Origin of the sequence: Cyclobacterium plantarum, from assembly GCF_011290685.1 — a bacterium.
GTDB lineage: Bacteria > Bacteroidota > Bacteroidia > Cytophagales > Cyclobacteriaceae > Cyclobacterium > Cyclobacterium plantarum.
Map to the genome: position 1 here is coordinate 131,199 of NZ_JAANYN010000010.1, position 19,259 is coordinate 150,457.

Below are 19,259 nucleotides of genomic sequence, written 5' to 3' on the forward strand. Positions count from 1 at the left end.
CGTTGTTCTTATTTCCTTGACCTGCTTTGTCTAATAATCTCCAATTCTGAATAACAAAGTCAGCTTTACAATTTGAGTTTCATTAATTGTAAACCTGTCCAGGACGAAACAGTACATATCCCTTATTCTGATTTATAATACACTGGTGTAAAAATATCGCTTACATTTAGCCTTATGCTTTCTTTTTATTTCAGCCTATTTTTTCCAGAACAACGGCAATTAATCTTTCCATTAGCTCCTCTGGGGAACTTGAAACGTTTTTGGTGATTCGGTTGGCAATAATGGCATTCAGGCTAATGGTTTCATGCCCCAGTAGCCTGCCCATGGCATAATATCCTGCTGTTTCCATTTCAAAATTGGAGCATTGAAGTCCATTGACATTTATCTTTGCCAATTGATCAAAAATATCAGTAAAAACAGGATTTAACCTAACTTTTCTACCTTGCGGTCCAAAAAAACCCGGACAAGTCACTGTTATACCTGAAGGCAATTCACTAAACTTTGTCCTCACCACCGCTGAACCCTGTACGCAATAAGGCATAAATGGCAATTTTAGACCAGATCTTGCCTGAAAAGATAACTCCTGTTCCAGATCGGTTTGGGGAAGCTTATAAAAAGCCATAAGCGTATCAAGCCCCAATGCATAATCGGACAGCAAAAGACTGTCTTCGGGGATTTCGGCACGCACGCTTCCGGAGGTTCCCACACGTATAATAGTCAGTCTTTGCGGATTGGGCTTTGGAAGCCTGGTTGCAAAGTCCACATTAAACAAAGCATCCAGTTCGGTCATAAAAATCTCCACATTATCTGTACCCATACCAGTACTGATGACACTCAGTCTTTTACCCTGGAATGTTCCAGTGTGGGTAACAAACTCCCTTTTGCGAACCTTTAACTCCACGGTATCAAAGTACCTGGAAATCTTTCCTACCCTATCGGGATCTCCTACAGCAATCACCGTATCTGCCACTTGCCCGGGTTTGAGGTTCAAATGGTAAATACTTCCATCAGGATTGATGAGGAGTTCCGATTCAGGTATGGGTTTTACCATGCAAAACAGATTTTATTTTAGATGCGTCGGGTTTTTGATAAAACCCTTTATAGGGATTGTACCCATTTGTGTTTTTTTGATAGTAACCGGTACCATTATATGGCCTCTTTTGGGGATGCTCTTTACAGGCCTCAGAACAAGCTCCTTCCATTTCCCAACCACAAGATTCACAAATAGGCACATGCTCGTTACATTCCGGATTGGCGCAGTTGACCATGCGGTCTGAAGCTGTTCCGCAAACAAAACATTTAGATACAATCTTAGGGTTGACCTGATTGACCGCTACAGCAAGGCGATTGTCAAACACGTAACATTTTCCTTCAAAATCCTCTCCCCCGGCTTCCATTCCGTATTTGATGATTCCTCCGTGGAGCTGATACACATCTTTGAATCCCTGTTCAAGCAGGAAAGCAGAGGCCTTTTCGCATTTAATGCCGCCGGTGCAATAGGTCAGCACTTTCTTTTCTTTTAGGTGCTCCAGTTCCCTGACTTTCTCCGGAAAATCCCGAAAGTTATCCATATCCAGCCTCACTGCATTTTTGAAATGCCCCAATTCATGTTCATAGTTGGAGCGTACATCAAGGATGACCACATCCTCCTGGTCTTTCAAGGCTTTAAATTCATCAGGCTCCAGATGTTTTCCGGTCTTGACCCTGGGGTTGATGTGTTTCAAACCGGAATGGACGATTTCATCCTTTGCCCGAACATTGATCTTGGCAAAGGCATGTTCATGGTGGGTGTCAATTTTAAATTCGGTATCTGCGAATCTGGGATCAGCCTTAACATAGGCCATGTATTTTTCACAGTCTTCCTTTAAACCGGAGACTGTGCCATTTAGGCCCTCAGAAGAGACGATGATCCTTCCCCTGATATTGTTTTCAATGCAAAACAGGTGATGTTCATCCCTGTAGGCTTCCAAATCCTCGATTTGGGCATAACAATAATACAATAAAATGTTGTAATCCATAACTTAAGCCCTGTTTCAGGCAGGGTGTTATTTGAATAAATAGTATACTTCTACTGGTTATTTTTCGATGACCTTGGCAGGATTGCCAAAAACAGTCTGTTTGGCAGCTACATCTGCGATGACGACTGAACCTGCTCCTATTCTGGCATTCTTCCCAATTTTAATCCCTGCTACTACCGTAACTCCTGAGCCAAGGAATGCCCCATCCTCTATGGTCACTCCGGAGTTCACCACTGCCCCTGCTCCGACCTGCACGAAATCACCAAGCCTGGCCTGGTGCTCTATGGTGGCGTTAGTATGTAAAATACAATGATTACCGATCTCGGCTGCTGCCCCGATGGTTACCTTGGCATTGATAAAATTCCCATGTCCTATCGCTGCATCTGTAGAAATGTAGGCCATGCGGTGCAGGGCGTTTACAGGTTGGACTTTCCTTTTTTCATTAAGCATTTTCACCAATGACTCCCTATACTTTGCATCATCGATGGCCACGAATGCTTCGCATTTCTTGCCGATCAATTTAAGAAATCCATCATCCTCGGGACCTCCCAATACGGTGATGTTATTGATTTCCTTTTTGTGAAGGCTTTCATCCTCATCCAAAAAACCAAAGACCACCAGATCATGGCTGTTAAAAATTTCCAGAGCCGGATGGGCTATTCCCTTAGCCCCAAATATAATGATGGGTTTTTCCATGATTTTTGATTTAGAAGTGCAAAATTAATTGAAATTACCATCCCATGCAAAGGTCATTTCAGATTAGGCCTGAGCAGGTTCTGGCCAATTTTGCAATAAAGACACCTTCTTTTGGAGCAATACCCATGATACAGGCCTAACATCCCCTGGCTGTCAAAAGCATTTAGGGGAGACCAGCCGGCCGCCAGATAAATCTCCGTCAACCTGTTTTTTTCCTCAGAGACTTCCTGCAGAAAATTGAAACATTTTTCCTGCCAGTGCCCCAAATCGGAATATTGACCATAAGCATACCACAGCGGCACCACATAATTAATGGCCAACAAATCCAGGATACCGGAACTTAACCCTCCCCTTGATTTATGTTTCATGGGTTTGCCAAAATGGTAATGCTGTTGCCAATATTCGCTTACTTTTATTTCAAAAACTTCCCTGAAAGCCAGTTTATTGTCAAGCCCATACAGCACATTTGAGAATAAGTTTGGTGTCTTGTTCAATAGAGCAGCCAATTGGGCAAGCCGCAATGAAGGAAAATTACCCGGTCTTACTTTCATGAATTTCCATTCCGATCCGAATAATTCGTTTTTCAGGTTATATTTCCTTTGAAGGAAATCATAATCAGCCTCCAGTTTTTTCTCGTACTCCTGGTCCAAACCCAGGGTAGCTGGAATCATTCCCGCCTGACCAAAAACCATGGCCTCAACCAAAGATTGGGTACCTGCATTTTTCTTGATCAATTTATAGGGAAGGCTTTTGGCCAGTTTAAGCATGGGATTGGCATTGGTTTTGAAACCAAAGGCGTAAAAGAGCCACTGGTAAGCAGTCTCTTCCCAATCCTGCTTGTTTTCTTCCAATAAAGTCAGCACCATCCTGCTCTTTTCCTGCAATCTTTCCACCAGGGCTTTTTCCAGCATGGAGAATTTTAAAATGTCAGGAACTTTCACCAAAGCTTCGCTACATAAAAGCCTATTAGGGGAAAAAAGCAATTTTTCATAGTTTCTGATTACGTCCAGTGGAACCTTCCCAAACAGGGATAAGGTAGGAATAATGGTCCCATCTGCCCTGTAAACTTCTTCGTCCTGTTCCCAAACCACATGCAATACAACGCTATTGTAAGCAGGATCATTTTGGTGTTGGTGTGCTTTCCAGTCTGAAGCTTTCAAATGAATTTCCACATGGCCATAATTTTTGATCCCTCCCAAGATTATCTCTGCTTCCTTGAAATCGGGGCCTTCATGTTGGTTGTGCCATCCAATTTTTGGAATAGACAAAGGTATCCCTGAGGTGGTTTCCAATCCCTTTTTATCAAAATACTGGTATTTCCACACCAGGTGAAGAAAATCTTCCTGAAATTGAACCATGAAAAATTCATTGAAAAACCTTATTAATATAGCTATAAAAATAAAAAAACCAAAGATGAGTCGGTAGAATTTTCTTTAACAGTAGGTATTCAGTAGTTCTTCCATAGCAACCTGTAAGCTTTGCGCTTCCTTTTTTGCCGCCAAACCAAAATCTTCGCCTGAAGAAGCATAAATAATGCCTCTGGAAGAATTGACCAGTAAGCCACACTGGGCATTCATTCCCGCCCTTGCCACTTCCTCCAGGCTGCCGCCCTGTGCCCCTACCCCGGGCACTAATAAAAAATGATCGGGAACAAGCTGCCGGACAGTCTGTATATGGCTGACACGCGTGGCACCAACCACATACATCATGTTTTCGGAATTTCCCCAGACCTTGCTTTTCTCCAATACAGTAACAAATAGGGGTTTTTGTTTTTCATCGGTTATCATCTGAAAATCCTGACTTCCCTGATTCGAGGTCAAAGCCAATAGAATCACCCATTTACCGTCGAACTTCAGAAAAGGAGTAACACTGTCTTCCCCCATATACGGCGCCACGGTAATGGCATCGAAATTCATTTTCTCAAAAAATGCCCTGGCATAAAGACTTGAGGTATTGCCTATGTCCCCCCTTTTGGCGTCGGCTATGGTAAAGACATCTGCAGGCAGGTATTCCAGGGTTTTTTGCAATATATCCAGACCTTTGGGGCCCATTGCCTCATAAAAGGCCAGATTTGGTTTATAGGCCACCGCCTGGTCTATGGTCTGATCAATGATGATTTTATTGAAAACGTATACCGGATCCTTTTCCTTCTGCAGGTGCCTTGGAAGCTTTTCCAGCACAGGATCCAGCCCTACGCATAAAAACGACCGTTTCTTTTTGATCTCCGCAAAAATTTCTTTTGAAGTCATGGCACAAAAGTAAATAAAACAACTTCAAAATAACATAATATCAACCTGTTTAACGGAGGTCGATGATTTCAACATCCTGATTTTCACTGGTATTAAATACAAAATAATCATCCATGATGTTGATATTGCTGTCCAGGTCTTTAAAAGTATATTTAAAAGTACCTCCAACATCATCCTGAATTTCCCATGCCAGTAAATCAAATCTTGATTTATCAACGTATAACTTGATTTTTTCGAATTGGGCATTGGGCTTTTCGGCGGTAAGCATGATTTCATGAACCGGCACCCCGTTCATTACACTGCTTCCCTCAAGCTTTGCCTCATAGCCTTTTTTGTAAATACTGTAGATGTTCGAGGGGGTAAGTTCTTCAGTGTCTTCCTCAACATCATTGATGGTGACTTCTTTGTACTTGCTTGATTTGATCAGTGTCCAAACGGTATTCCCATTATTAAATATTTCCTGATCATTCAAGGTAAGCCGGTATTTCTCGCCCTTAACAGTGACTTCACCTGTATTGGTTTGTATCAGTCCTTCATCCTCTGTGGAGTAGGTGTATTCAAATATAGCAGAGAAGCCGTTTAATTTTTGGTAATTGTCACTTACTTTATCAAGTATTTCGACGGCTTTTGGGTCGTTTTGCCCAAAGGATACCTGAAAAAAGCAAAGGAAAATAAGACTTGCGATGATCGTTTTTTTGCCTTTCATTTTATTTAGATCAATATTTTTAAAGGTTGTTCAATAATTGTTCCAAACTATTTTCATCCTGAACCAAAACCTCTCTGGCTTTACTTCCTTCAAAAGCTCCGACTATGCCAGCTGCTTCCAGCTGGTCAATAATCCTGCCAGCGCGGTTGTATCCCAATTTTAGTTTCCTCTGTATCAGTGATGTACTACCTTGCTGGTGCATCACGATCAATCTTGCTGCATCATCAAATAAAGGGTCTCTATCAGATAGGTCTACCTCTCCGATTCCTCCATCGTCCTCTCCCACAAATTCAGGAAGCAGGTAGGCATCAGGGTAACCGCGCTGATCTCCTATCCATTCACAAATGGAATCCACTTCCGGTGTATCGAGGAAAGCACATTGTAATCTGATCACGTCCGAACCCATTGAAAGCAACATGTCACCCATTCCTATCAGCTGCTCTGCCCCTCCCGCATCCAAAATTGTACGGCTGTCAATTTTACTTGTCACCCTGAAAGAGAGTCTTGCCGGAAAATTGGCCTTGATAATTCCTGTTATTACATTGACAGATGGCCGCTGGGTGGCCAACACCAAATGAATACCAATAGCTCTGGCCAATTGGGCCAGCCTGGCAATGGGGCCTTCGATTTCTTTCCCTGCCGTCATCATCAGGTCAGCCAGCTCATCTATCACCAATACGATGTAGGGCATAAACTGATGTCCTTTTTCTGGGTTTAATTTTCTGGCCACAAATTTGGAATTGTACTCCTTCAAGTTTCGGCATCCGGCATCTTTAAGCAAATCATACCGGTTATCCATTTCTATACACAGGGAGTTCAGCGTATAAATCACTTTCTTGGTATCCGTAATGATGGCCTCCTCAGAATTTGGAAGTTTGGCTAGAAAATGTCTTTCAATTTTATTAAAAAGCGTTAGTTCCACTTTTTTCGGATCCACAAGAATTAATTTGAGCTGAGAGGGGTGTTTCTTATAGATCAGAGATGCCAGGATCATGTTCAGCCCCACAGACTTACCCTGACCTGTGGCCCCTGCCATCAGTAAATGCGGCATCTTGGCTAAATCCACAACAAAAACCTCATTGGATATGGTTTTGCCAAGGGCTACAGGCAGGTCCTTGTCACTTTTCATAAACTTTTCCGTTCCCAGGACGGATCGTGCTGCGACCAATTCCCTGTTTTTATTGGGAACTTCTATTCCTATCGTTCCCTTTCCCGGTATTGGAGCAATGATCCGGATGCCCAGTGCTGCCAGGCTAAGCGCAATGTCATCTTCTAGGTTTTTGATTTTGCTGATTTTCACTCCAGGGTCGGGAATGATTTCATACAAGGTTACCGTTGGCCCAATAGTAGCTTTGATCTCCTGAATACCGATCTTAAAATTTACCAGCGTTTCTACAATTTTATTTTTGTTTTCTTCCAGTTCCTGCCGGGTAACTGTCACCTTTTGCTGGTCGTATTCATTCAGAAGGTCCAATGTGGGATACCTGTAGCTGGGCAAATCCAGTGTAGGATCATAAGGGTCAAGATTTTCCACCGTATCCGCTGTTTTTTCTTCCACTTTCTGCTCCTGGACAAAAAAACCATCGGCTTTTTCCTCAGGCTCATCGTATTGTTCCTCTGTCCGGTCCTCCACCTTAAATGCAGGCTCCTGCCTGTTGTCTTTTCCAGACACCGAACTTTCTTTATCGGAAAGCTTCCAGCTGCCCAGTTCTGTTTCATCATCCACATCATCCTGAATGGCCGAATCATCTTCCGAATCCTCATTTTCCGATAGGGGACTGGGATCTATTTCAGTTTCATTACCATATTTTTCAGAAGCAGCGTCCTTTTCTTCAGATGTAAACCATCGGATCTGATCTACATTAAAAAAGATAACCACAAAGATCAATAAGGATCCAAAAATCAAAATAAAGGTACCCCAACCCAAAAATTCATCTGTGATCAATGCCAGTTCATACCCAAATCCCCCACTTAAAAAAGCAAGGTACTGAAACCCATCCAACAAATGGACCAAATAGCCCAGTAGTAAACCCAACCAAACAAGGAAAAACAAGGAAAAAGCCGCATATCTGGTTAAGGAAACAGAAGTATTTTTAAAAGAAAGCCTGAGCCCCCATAAAAACAAAAAAGGTGGAAATAATAAAGCGGCTAGTCCAAACCAACGATAAATCATGTAATGGGACATTACTGCTCCTGTATAGCCCAAAAGGTTTTGGGTCTCCCCAGCCTTGGTTCTTAATGGAACTCCCGAATCACTTACCAGGCTTTGATCTGCCTGCCCTGCAAAAAGGTAGCTCAAAAAGGCCAATAGCATAAATACGGAAAACATCATAAAGAAAATACCAAATGACAGTCCCCATCGCTTGTCCTTAAAAACAGCCCAGTTGATTGTGCTTTTGGTTCTTTCTTTTCCTTTTGCCGGTGCAGCTTTCTTTTTAAAAGTATTCTTCTTGTACGTATTTGCAGCCATGATAATTCCTTTCCTCCACTATCGGGGTGTAATTTAACGCTTGCTTTAGAAATAAAAAAGATTTACGATTTATCGGACCAACCTACCATACCCATTTTCAATCGCTTAACCATTGCGGGGCCCTCATAAATCATACCAGTATATATCTGAACCAAGCTGGCCCCCGCAGCTAACTTTTCCTGGACATCCTCCACAGAAAATATTCCTCCCACGCCTATCACGGGAAAGGCATTGCCGGATTGACTGGTCAAATAGCGAATGACTTCGGTACTCCTGTCTTTAAGCACCCTACCACTCAGGCCTCCTGCCCCTATCTCCTGAACAAGATTTGAAGAAGTTTTCAATCCATCTCTTACCACAGTGGTATTGGTGGCTATCACCCCATCTATATTCGTTTCCCTGACGATAGCTATGATATCATCCAATTGCGTATTGGTAAGGTCCGGGGCGATTTTAAGCAAAACCGGACGTTTTTGAGGGTAATGGTCAGTGGCTGATTTTACCGCCTGCAAAAGCTGCTTGAGCGGCTCTTTCTCCTGAAGAGCCCTTAAATTCGGCGTATTGGGAGAACTCACATTGATAACGAAATAATCCACATGAGGATGCAAGGCGTGCAAGCTGTACAAATAATCGTCCAGGGCCAGCTCATTTGGTGTAGTTTTATTCTTGCCAATATTACCGCCCACCAATACGCCCGACTTTCTTTTCTTCAATCTTTCTACTGCTGCCAATACCCCCTCATTATTAAAACCCATCCTATTGATCAATGCCTGATCCTTGGGCAAGCGAAAAAGCCTGGGCTTCGGATTTCCCTCCTGAGGCTTGGGAGTCAGTGTACCAATCTCAATAAAACCAAATCCCAGCATGGACATTTCATCGATCAGTTTGGCATCCTTGTCAAATCCCGCTGCCAGGCCTATTGGATTTTTGAAAGTTAACCCAAATACCTCCCGCTCCAGGTCCTTGTGCTCAAAGGCAAATGCCGATTTGATCACCGAACGCAGGATAGGTAGGTTAAATAGTTTTTTGATCCAGGAAAAGGTGAAATAATGCGCTGATTCAGGGTTTTTGGTAAACAGTAAAGGCTTGATGAAATGCTTGTACACGACGAAAATATTTTGGCTAATCACAAAATTAAACCAATTCTGTGACAATGCCCCGTCCCCGCCACACAAAATGAAAGATAATGCCCAGGACCGGAAATACACTCTCTGAATGGGCACTGAGGAATCTGAAAAGATGATATTTAATACCCGGCAGTCTTTCTAAAAAATATTGATGTAATTAAATCCACAGGACTGCAGTTAAACCAGTCAGTGTAACCATTAAAATGCTCACAATATTTGTTTTTTAAGGTTTGCCGTCAACATAAAAAGCAGTGGTCCGATCCCTGTTCTCAAGTCAAGACTAAACCTACACGTAATCCGGAGTGCCTTTTGAGCTAACTCAGCTTTACAGAAAGACTCACTTATCTTCATCGCTTTTTGTGCCGTGACCTATCCTAAAATCCACTAACGCCTTCCCAGCGATTTAAGCACTGCAATAAAACTAAACTAATTTGATCTTCTCTTTTTTCCCTGTTTTCACCGCTTTATAAATGGTATCGATGATGATCAAATCTTTAAGACCCTCTTCTCCATCTACAGGAACCTGAGCTGTATCGCCCTCCAGGATAATTTCTGCCATTCGATCCATTTGTACCGTCTGATGGGTAATGTGGGGTTTATCCAAAGGCCCCTTATGCGTTTTTCCCTTGATAGGTCCATAACCGGTCGAAGGCTGCATTTCTGCATATCCCTCTGTGCCATTCAAAAAAAACCTGTCCAGGTTACTCATACTGTAAGTAGACAAACAGGAGGCAACTACTCCGCTGGGAAAGCCAAATTGAAACATGATGGTCTCATCCACTCCTTCTTTAAATTTCACGGGGTCGGTTTTGGTTTCCTGGGCTGTAACCCATTCCGGCTCTTCCCCTACCATATACCTGGCACCATTAACGGAATAGATACCTATATCCATCATGGCACCGCCTCCCGCCAACTCCTTGTTCAATCTCCATTGGGTAGGGTCTCCGATTTTAAACCCACTCAAACCCTGAAAAAATTTAATTTCCCCAAAGGCACCAGCCTCGCGCATCCGAATTACCTCAAGGGTATTCGCCTCAAAATGCATGCGGTAACCAACCAAAAGCTTCACACCTGCATTTTTACAGGCTTCCACCATCTCTCTTCCTTCTTTGGCATTAAGGGCCATAGGTTTTTCGCAGATTACATGCTTCCCTGCTGCCGCTACCCGCAAAGTCTGGGGATGGTGCAAAGCGTTTGGCGTAATAATATATACGGCATCAATGTCCGGATTATCCTTGATGGCATCAAAATTTTCGTAATTGTAGCAGTTTTTTTCAGGGATATTGTATTTGGCCTGCCAGGCAGTAATTTTGGAGGGGGTACCACTAATTACCCCCACCAGTTTTGCTTTTTTACTATCCACCATGGCTTCAGCCACTCTGGTACCATAGCTGCCCAAGCCCATGATGGCAACGCGTAATAGGGTGCCTTGATCGGGTTTTTGGTTCATCACATGCATTGATTTGGTTTCAAATCCGGGAATAAAGGGAATAGACACTGCGGAAAGCGTCAATTTTTGCAAAAAATTTCTTCTACTTGACATGGGAAATATAGGTTTATGGTTATTTCTTATTGATCGGTATATCGCAAGATATTGGTTTTATCTATAATTGTAAAATATTATTTATCTTCCACTGTAAACATAACCCCCTGTTGATCATGAAGCCAGGTATTACCTATCAAAAAGAAAACCACCTATCCATGGCTGAATTTCGGGAAATACTGATCGCCTCAAGCCTGGGAGAAAGAAGGCCCGTGAAGAATTCAGCAAGACTGGAAGACATGCTCCGTCATGCCAACCTCATCATTACCGCCAGACTGGAAGGAAAACTAATCGGTATAGCCCGATCCCTTACAGATACCACTTTTTGTACCTACCTGTCTGATTTGGCTGTCCATGCGGAATTTCAAAAGCAGGGGATAGGCAAAACTTTGATTCAAAAAACCAAAGCTGCTTATCCCCAGGCCAAGCTTATTCTTTTATCTGCACCAAAAGCCACTGCTTATTACCCCAAAATAGGCATGAGCAAACATGACAACTGTTATTATCTTGAGGATTTGGATAAGTTAAGCTGATCCAATCAGACGCGGCCCTCCGGTAAATGTGTTTTCCGTAGTGTCAAGCCATAATCGATCGACCCATCAGACTGAACCAGGCGAAGGCAGGTCAAATTCCGCTCTTCTGGGATCATACAGCAACCGGTTGGCTTCAACGGACCTGTCTCCGACAAAGTGCTCTGCCTCTCCGTCAAACTCCAGCCAGGGACCAACAATATAATCTGCCTGATCCACGGGTACACCCATTCCATCTCTGGCAGTCTCATGAATTTTCATAAATTCCTCGAAAGCCAGCTGATTGTCTCCAAACCTGCCGGCCTTTGCGTTAAATGGCACTTTCTCTCCTAATCTGTAAGAAATATTCATCAGGTGTCCCATGGTACAACTGTAATGAGCATCATACATGTTACCATTGGCCATCATGGGATCATTGGCTTTACAAGCCGCAATAAAGCTCCCAAATGCACCTCCGGGTGTGATGGCCACAGGTTTTGATGCTACATCTCTGGGCTGACTACCGTTATGGGATTGGTATTCTCCTCCCTCCATCAATCTCCCACCGTCTTCAAAATAAAAGCGATTGGTCACCTCCCTTTCGTAACCTTCGTGATTCACATTTCTGACATTGAAAAAGACATATTGCCCATTGGCAAACTCCGCAAGGGCAAACATGGTATTCGGGGTTTCGCCCTGATCATCCCAGCGGAACCTTCCTCCCAGTGCCATGACTCTTTTGGGATGGGTATTGGCCACTTCGTCATCAAGTGCCCAATAGGCGACGTCAAGTTGGTGTGTACCCTGATTATTCAGTTCACCATTGCCTACCTGCCAAAACCAATGCCAATTATAATGAACCAGGTTTTCATGATAACCATCTATGACAGAAGGCCCTTTCCATAAATTCCAATCCAGGTGATTTGGAGGATTGGTAACTGGACTGTATCCAATTCCTTCCCTCGGTTTACAGGCAAAACCATGGGAAACCTTCATCTTTCCATATTTTCCGGATTTGATTTCACCAATTTGATTGGCCCAGTTATCACTGCTCCTCCTTTGGGTACCATGCTGTACCACAATACCATATTTCTGGGCTGCAGCGAGGGCAATTCGGCCCTCATGAACGTCATGGCTGGCGGGTTTTTCCACATAACAATGCTTCCCTGCCTGGGCTGCCCATACCACCATCAATGAATGCCAGTTATTGGGTGTGGCCACACTAATGGCATCTATATTTTTGTCTTCCAGAACCCTTCTCACATCTTTTTCTCCCTTTACCTTATTGCTATTGGTCTTTCCATCCCGAAGTCCCTGAACCCTCTCGCCAAGAACGCGACTGTCTGGATCTACAAGGTACGCAATCTCAGAATCCTTGTGTTCTGAAAATTCCCTGATATGGGTTTTTCCCCTGCCATTGACTCCACATACCGCAATCCTAAGCCTTTCATTCGCTCCCATAATGGATGCATAAGATTTGGCACTGAAGCTCATGGCTCCAATGGTCAGACCACCGGCACCAAAAATGGATTTCTTGATAAACTCCCTTCTTTCTTTCATTTTTTGGGTTTATTTTAAGGATAATTTGAATAAGTAACCTTATAAATAAAAGAAAATACTTTTAGGAATCAAATAATATTTCTTCCTTTTGCAATTTTTGTCCTCGAACGGAATTTTGATTTTGAAATTAAAGCTTTCAACCAATGCCATTGAAACCGGGTTTAACTCCTTTGGAGGAGGGGCCCCACAAATGCATCTACCGAATCAAAATTCCAAAGACGACTTCACTGAGGCTTATTCCATAAGACCAATTTCTATTGAGAAAATAGAACAGCGCTACCCCTGATATCTGCGCCTTTTTGTGATATAGATTTACAACGGATGTTTTGGGAATGATGTCCAGCCGGTAATTTATTGGCTTTTGAAACCCAGCACATGAAAAACGAAACTGTTTGTTAATTAACCAACATGCGGTTCTTGAGATTCACTTGACCACCCTCAGTTGGTCTGAAATGAAGAAATGCCAGGAAAATGATTGGTAATCCCAAAGCCTCATCCGGGCGAGTATGATTTACCAAGTCCACGAACTTCTAAAAATTAAGCTAATAAATCACTGTTCAATTTACTTTACATAAAAAAATTGAGGTAAAATCAGGAAGCCTTAAGCAATGTGGTAATCAATTCAGAAGGTGTTTGTATATGCGCTACCTTTTCCTCTTCAAGCTCTCTTTTAAGCTCATACTCCAACTCAAAAATCAGGCCGGCCACAAAAATTTTGTCCATTCTCAAATCATTATAAAAATTTGCGGCTTTCTTTTTGCCTGTAAGCGGAATGCCGTAAGACTGAAATACGCCAATAGCTTTGCGCATTGCTGTGATGTTTTTCATTTTTACATAAATAAAATTTAACTCAAACTTAAGACGACATATCTCATGGATTTGTTGTGGGATAAATAGATTTTTTTAATTAAAATTTGTTAATCGCTGTCTGAAAAGCAGCCAAGCCTTATATAATTTCAAAAAAACAAAAATAGGATCATTTACCAATACGCCTTCCCTTCTTTTTCAGCAGCTTAACATGCTTGGGCGAACCAATTACCTGTGACCCGTAAATGCCGGAATGGCCGCTAAAAAGGTAGGCCAATACGCATGCGAGACCGATGTACATTCCAGGTGCTGAGCCAAAAAGCTCTATCCCCATAAAGGTACAGGCCATCGGCGTATTTGTAGCGCCAGAAAAAACCCCGACAAAGCCCATCCCAGCCAACAAAGCCACCGGTAAAGGGGTCCATTCAGCCATTGCATTACCCAGTGTAGCCCCCACATAAAATAAGGGTGTTACCTCACCTCCCTTAAATCCTGCCCCGAGGGTAAGGGAAGTCTTTGCCGTTTTTATCAAAAAATCATACCAAGGCAAATCTACCGAAAACGCATCCACAATAGTCGGAATACCCAGACCAATATATTTGGTATCTCCCATCAAAAAAACAGAAGCGGCAATCATTACACCACCTACCACCGGTCTGAAGGGCGGATATTTGATTTTCCTGGAAAAAAACCCAGCCCAAAAATGAGTAGAAAAGGCAAACAGCCTCCCTGCAAGGCCAAAACAAATTCCAGCTGGAATGATCCATAATAACAGGATTAGGTCTAATTCAGGCACTAATGGAATGGTATAATGGGTATGAGCCACCGCCCAAAGGTCCGCACAGGCATAATCCGCAATATAAGCTGCAAGAAATGCCGGCAAAATCGATTCGTACCGCAGTCTGCCGATCACCAGCCATTCCAGGGCAAATACCGCTCCTGCCAGGGGTGTGCCAAATACAGATGCAAAACCTGCTGCCACTCCTACGGTGATAACCGTTTTTCTATCGGTATCGGGAAGTTTAAACCATTTTGTAAATTGATCGGATATCGCTCCACCCATCTGCACGGCCGTACCCTCCCGCCCTGCTGATCCGCCAAAAAAATGGGTCATGAGAGTACCGAACAGCACCAACGGAACCATTCTTAATGGTATGATTTTTAAAGGATTATAAAACTCTTCCAGTAATTGATTGTTGCCCTTTACTACAGAATTGCCATACCTGTGGTATACCCAGCCAATGACAAATCCGCCAATAGGAAGGAATAAAATGACATAAATATTTGCTTCCCGAAATTGAGTGGCCCAATCCAGGCTGATCAAAAAGATTGCCGAAGCGGAACCTGCCAGTAAGCCAATTATGATAGATAGTAGCAGCCATCGAAAAGTGTAGCCAATGTTGGGTGCAAACTCCTGAAATAAAAATTTTCTTAGGGGCAATAAAATTCTGGTCCTCTTCAACATGAAAGTGGTTTTTAAACGCTGCGCATAAAACAAACCTGAAGTACAGGTTAGAAGTTGAAGCAGGAGTCATCAGCTGAACAAATACAGCGGTTTAAACCTGAAAAACCTATCCAAAAGAAAGGGGAAATCAGGAAATTTGGTGGAACCCCATCACCAGATGCGACAAATGTAAGCAAACAAATTAAATTTTTCAGGAAGAGAATGAATAAAGCCGGGGACATCGACACATTTGATCTTAACAGGAAAAAGGCCTCCCAAAATAAGGCAGATCAAATTTTTTTGACGACAAAACAAAAATTTAGATGGAATGCTTTTTGATAGGATAATCATTCAGGTTATATAACTGTAATATTTTGAATGTCTATTATGCAAAAGATACTGATAACAGGAGGTTCGGGATTAATTGGGAAAGCCATCACTCAATTGCTGGAGGAGCAAGGCAAGGAAGTCGCATGGCTGAGCAGAAATCCGGAGAAATACGCACAAAAAGCTTATTATTGGGATCCTGTACAGTATAAAATAGACCAGGAGTCGCTATACTGGGCGGAGGGCATCATTCACCTTGCCGGAGAAGGTGTTGCGGATAAGCGCTGGACCGAATCCCGGAAAAAGGACATCCTGGAGAGCCGGGTTAAAAGCAGCAGGCTTCTTTTTGAGGAACTTGAAAAAGTTAAGGATAAACCCAAGGCATTTGTTAGTTCCAGTGCCGTAGGATACTATGGTTTTGATACCGGCGACAAACTAATCTATGAGGGGGAGCCCCCCGGCAGGGATTTTCTTGCGAAAGTGGTAAAAGAATGGGAATCGGAAGTTGAAAAAATTCAGGAAATAAAGATTCGAACGGTCATTTTCAGAACAGGAATTGTTCTTGCAAAAGATGGAGGAGCATTAAAGGAAATGCTTAAACCCCCTGTAGCAGCTCCTCTTGGCTCTGGAAGGCAGTACATGAGTTGGATACATTTACAGGATCTGGCCAGAATGTTTATTTTTGCCTTAGAAAATCATGGGCTTTCGGGTATTTACAATGCTGTAGGACCTGTGCCGGTAACCAACAGCGTGCTAACTGAGCGGGCAGCTAGCTTCAAAGACAAACCTTTCGTTAAAATAGGTGTTCCAGCATTTGCATTAAAGCTACTTTTGGGAGAAATGGCGCAAATGGTGCTGGGCGGAAACCGGGTCAGCTCTGAAAAAATAGAAGGCACAGGATTCAAATTCAACTACGGAGACCTTAATCAGGCACTTCAACAAATATTTCACTAGTTTTGATAAATGGTTGTTCCTTTTCTAATTTAACTTAATACTTTCATGTGTTTATAATTGACCCCTAATGGTCATCCCGATTAGTCGGGGCAGGCTATAGAATCTTTGACGATTAAGATAATCCTTACCCTGGATTTTAATGATGATTTTAATCGTGTGGATTTCATGGCTAATTGTAAAAGTGCAATGACATTGCGTCACTAAATCCTATATGTATGAAAATCAAATTGCTAAGCAGCTTTTTTTTGCTGATAATTTTTGTGGCAAGGGCCCAGGAGGCAAGTCTGGATTACTACCTGCCCGAGGATTTCACCTATGAGGCAAATATTCCCGAGCCTTCTGCTGTATTGGGTTTTGAGGTGGGGGAATGGCATGCCAACCATTCTCAGGTAGTTCAATATTTTACCGCAATTGCAGCAAGTTCACCTCGTGCAACCTTGATCAACTATGGCAGCACGTATGAAAAGCGGCCTCTGATAATGTTGGCCGTATCCTCTCCTGAAAACATTGAAAACCTGGAAAGCATTAAAACGCAGAGGGCAGCTTTGAGAAATTCGAACGCCGCTCCGGGAAACATGCCTGTGGTCATGTACATGGGCCACTCTGTTCATGGTAATGAACCCTCTGGTGTCAATGCGTCTCTTCTCTCTGCCTACCACTTTACCGCAGCCATAGAGCTGGAAGAAGATCTGGAAAATATGGTGCTTTTGATTGATCCTGCAATTAACCCTGATGGCATCAACCGCTTTGCCTCCTGGGTAAACAGCCACAAAAGTTACTTCCCCAGCGGAGACCCAAATAACAGAGAACTCAATGAGCCATGGCCAAGAGGACGGACCAACCATTATTGGTTTGACCTAAACCGGGATTGGCTGCCCGTACAACACCCTGAGTCCCGTGGCAGAATAGAACAGCTTCAGGAATGGCTGCCCAACATCGTGTTGGATTTTCATGAGATGGGAACAAACAATACTTTCTTCTTTCAGCCCGGGATACCCAGCAGGAACAACCCTTTAACCCCTGAAAAAAATTTCGAACTGACTGAGAGGATTGCTCAATACCATGCCCGGTATTTGGATGAAATTGGATCTTTGTACTATACAAAAGAAAGTTTTGACGATTACTACTATGGTAAAGGTTCTACCTACCCGGATATTCAGGGTGCAGTAGGGATTTTATTTGAGCAAGCCTCCTCCAGGGGACACTTGCAGGAAAATGCCTTCGGCGAAATTTCATTCCCCTTCACCATAAGAAATCAGTTTACCACAGCCCTTTCCTCATTCGAGGCTGCCCGGGACATGAGACAAGAGCTGAACCAATACATGGTGGATTTTTATCAGGAATCGAAGCAAGCCTACACCGAGGATGATGACAAGGCTTATATTTTTGGTGCTCAGGAAGATTATGGCCGGACCTATCATTTTGCTGATATTCTTCTTCAGCATGACATTCAGTTATACAGTCTGGAAGAAGATGTTACCCTCAATGGAGTACCGTTTGAATCTGGTAAGTCCTTTATCGTCCCCTTGGACCAACCGCAGTACAAGCTGATCAAAACCATGTTTGAAACGCGTTCTACTTTTACGGATAGCCTTTTTTATGATGTTTCTACCTGGAACATGCCCATGGCTTTCAATGTAGATTTTATGGCACTCAGCAGCAAAATCCTTAACCTGGCGAAAGTGGAAGATGTGAGTGGGGGCCTGACTTTTAAGGAAGGAAGGGTACTTGGAGCTGCAGGGGCGTATAGCTATGCATTCGAATGGAAGGAATACTATGCTCCTAAGGCATTGTATCAGCTAATGGATAAAGGTTATCAGTTGAGACTGGCACACAAACCTTTCCAAAACCAGCTGGGGAAAATATTTTCCAGAGGTACAATACTGGTAGAAAAAGGAAATACAGAAAAAAGCGACGCGGCATTTTTTGATGACCTCAGCGAGGTAGCGAAGGGTACGGGAATCACGATTCATGCGTTGACAACCGGATATACTTCTGGCATAAACCTGGGATCACCAAGTATAGACGTGCTTGAAAAGCCGTCAATCGCCATTTTGGTTGATGAGGGAGTAAGTAGTAGCGATGCAGGAGAAATCTGGCACCTGTTTGACCAACGGATGAATATCCCCATAACCCTGATACCTACAGGAAGGATGTCCTCTGCTGACCTGAACCGGTACAATGTCCTTGTTATGCCATCCGGAAGCTATGGTTCCATCGGCAAAAATGGAATCGGAAAATTAGATACCTGGATCAGGAATGGCGGAACCCTTGTTGCCCGCGGATCAGCTATGGACTGGTTGGCAAAGGAGGAACTTGCCTCATTCAATTTTCTGTCCAGGGAAGATTCCGCTGCTTTTTCTCAAAAACAATATGCCGATATGGATAACGAGCGGGGAGCCAAAGTTACAGGAGGTGCCATTTTTAAAGCGAAGTTGGACATCACTCATCCTGTAGCTTACGGGTATTCTTCCGAAGAAATCCACGTGTTCAAATCGGGAAATCAGTTTCTCAAACCGGCAAAAAATCCTTATGCCAATCCGCTGATCTACACAGCCGAGCCTTTGGCCAGTGGGTACGTTCATCCGGAAAATCTGGAAATGATAAAGAACAACGGCGTCATTCAGGTTTCCGCCATGGGAAGTGGAAGAACAATAGGCTTTGTAGACAATCCGAATTTCAGGGCTTTTTGGTTTGGAACCAATAAACTATTTCTGAATGCTGTGTTCTTTGGGCAAACCATAAGCGGTGCTTCAGCAAGATAATATAATCCAGGAGTAGTACAAACCAGTGCTATTCCTGCATTTTTACATCTTGAAAATACATTTATCCTGTTTAAAAACACTCCT

General features: G+C 43.1%; 15 protein-coding genes and 1 riboswitch. Of the genes, 3 read left to right on the forward strand and 12 right to left on the reverse strand.

The window, feature by feature from the left end; all coding sequences use genetic code 11:
- Positions 1-190 precede the first annotated feature (190 nt).
- The 9 genes from G9Q97_RS20055 to G9Q97_RS20095 all read right to left on the reverse strand — a co-directional run bounded on the left by G9Q97_RS20055 (position 191) and on the right by G9Q97_RS20095 (position 10,809).
- Positions 191-1,051: a nucleoside phosphorylase gene (locus tag G9Q97_RS20055; RefSeq protein ID WP_166150171.1), complete on the reverse strand. Its 861-nt coding sequence runs from the start codon at positions 1,049-1,051 to the stop codon at positions 191-193.
- Positions 1,032-2,018: an oxygen-dependent tRNA uridine(34) hydroxylase TrhO gene (gene trhO, locus G9Q97_RS20060; protein ID WP_166150173.1), complete on the reverse strand. Its 987-nt coding sequence runs from the start codon at positions 2,016-2,018 to the stop codon at positions 1,032-1,034. The genes G9Q97_RS20055 and trhO overlap by 20 nt, the downstream gene beginning before the upstream one ends.
- 57 nt (positions 2,019-2,075) lie before the next feature.
- Entirely contained in the window at positions 2,076-2,714 is a 639-nt protein-coding gene (locus G9Q97_RS20065) for an acetyltransferase (protein WP_166150175.1), read from the reverse strand.
- A gap of 53 nt (positions 2,715-2,767) precedes the next feature.
- Positions 2,768-4,072 carry a DUF2851 family protein gene (locus G9Q97_RS20070; RefSeq protein ID WP_166150177.1) on the reverse strand — a complete coding sequence of 435 codons (1,305 nt, stop codon included), beginning with the start codon at positions 4,070-4,072 and terminating at the stop codon, positions 2,768-2,770.
- Positions 4,073-4,147: 75 nt separating this feature from the next.
- On the reverse strand, positions 4,148-4,963 hold the full coding sequence (gene pyrF / locus G9Q97_RS20075; RefSeq protein WP_166150179.1) for an orotidine-5'-phosphate decarboxylase: 816 nt from the start codon (positions 4,961-4,963) through the stop codon (positions 4,148-4,150).
- Positions 4,964-5,012: 49 nt separating this feature from the next.
- The gene (locus G9Q97_RS20080; protein ID WP_166150181.1) at positions 5,013-5,669 is read right to left on the reverse strand and encodes a LolA family protein; all 657 of its coding nucleotides are present in this window, start codon (positions 5,667-5,669) and stop codon (positions 5,013-5,015) included.
- A gap of 19 nt (positions 5,670-5,688) precedes the next feature.
- A complete protein-coding gene (locus G9Q97_RS20085) occupies positions 5,689-8,139 on the reverse strand; it encodes an FtsK/SpoIIIE family DNA translocase (RefSeq protein WP_166150183.1) in 2,451 nt (816 codons plus the stop codon).
- A 62-nt stretch (positions 8,140-8,201) separates the two neighbouring features.
- Positions 8,202-9,245: a quinone-dependent dihydroorotate dehydrogenase gene (locus tag G9Q97_RS20090; RefSeq protein WP_166150185.1), complete on the reverse strand. Its 1,044-nt coding sequence runs from the start codon at positions 9,243-9,245 to the stop codon at positions 8,202-8,204.
- A gap of 442 nt (positions 9,246-9,687) precedes the next feature.
- The gene (locus tag G9Q97_RS20095; protein WP_166150186.1) at positions 9,688-10,809 is read right to left on the reverse strand and encodes a Gfo/Idh/MocA family protein; all 1,122 of its coding nucleotides are present in this window, start codon (positions 10,807-10,809) and stop codon (positions 9,688-9,690) included.
- A gap of 116 nt (positions 10,810-10,925) precedes the next feature.
- Here G9Q97_RS20095 and G9Q97_RS20100 point away from each other — a divergent pair, with 116 nt between their 5' ends.
- A complete protein-coding gene (locus G9Q97_RS20100; RefSeq protein ID WP_166150188.1) occupies positions 10,926-11,342 on the forward strand; it encodes a GNAT family N-acetyltransferase in 417 nt (138 codons plus the stop codon).
- 66 nt (positions 11,343-11,408) lie between these two features.
- Here the strand turns inward: G9Q97_RS20100 and G9Q97_RS20105 are convergent, their stop codons facing one another.
- The 3 genes from G9Q97_RS20105 to G9Q97_RS20115 all read right to left on the reverse strand — a co-directional run bounded on the left by G9Q97_RS20105 (position 11,409) and on the right by G9Q97_RS20115 (position 15,150).
- Entirely contained in the window at positions 11,409-12,878 is a 1,470-nt protein-coding gene (locus G9Q97_RS20105) for a Gfo/Idh/MocA family protein (RefSeq protein ID WP_166150190.1), read from the reverse strand.
- Positions 12,879-13,469: 591 nt separating this feature from the next.
- Positions 13,470-13,706 (reverse strand): acyl carrier protein, encoded by a 237-nt coding sequence (locus G9Q97_RS20110; RefSeq protein ID WP_166150192.1) that lies wholly within the window; start codon positions 13,704-13,706, stop codon positions 13,470-13,472.
- Positions 13,707-13,854: 148 nt separating this feature from the next.
- On the reverse strand, positions 13,855-15,150 hold the full coding sequence (locus tag G9Q97_RS20115; protein ID WP_166150194.1) for a voltage-gated chloride channel family protein: 1,296 nt from the start codon (positions 15,148-15,150) through the stop codon (positions 13,855-13,857).
- Between the two features lie 53 nt (positions 15,151-15,203).
- Positions 15,204-15,314, reverse strand: a riboswitch (Fluoride riboswitch).
- A 202-nt stretch (positions 15,315-15,516) separates the two neighbouring features.
- Here G9Q97_RS20115 and G9Q97_RS20120 point away from each other — a divergent pair.
- Positions 15,517-16,410, forward strand: coding sequence for a TIGR01777 family oxidoreductase (locus G9Q97_RS20120; protein WP_166150196.1), 894 nt, complete (start codon positions 15,517-15,519; stop codon positions 16,408-16,410).
- Between the two features lie 215 nt (positions 16,411-16,625).
- Complete coding sequence (locus G9Q97_RS20125) at positions 16,626-19,175, forward strand: M14 family metallopeptidase (protein ID WP_166150198.1); 2,550 nt, start codon at positions 16,626-16,628, stop codon at positions 19,173-19,175.
- Positions 19,176-19,259: the final 84 nt, after the last annotated feature.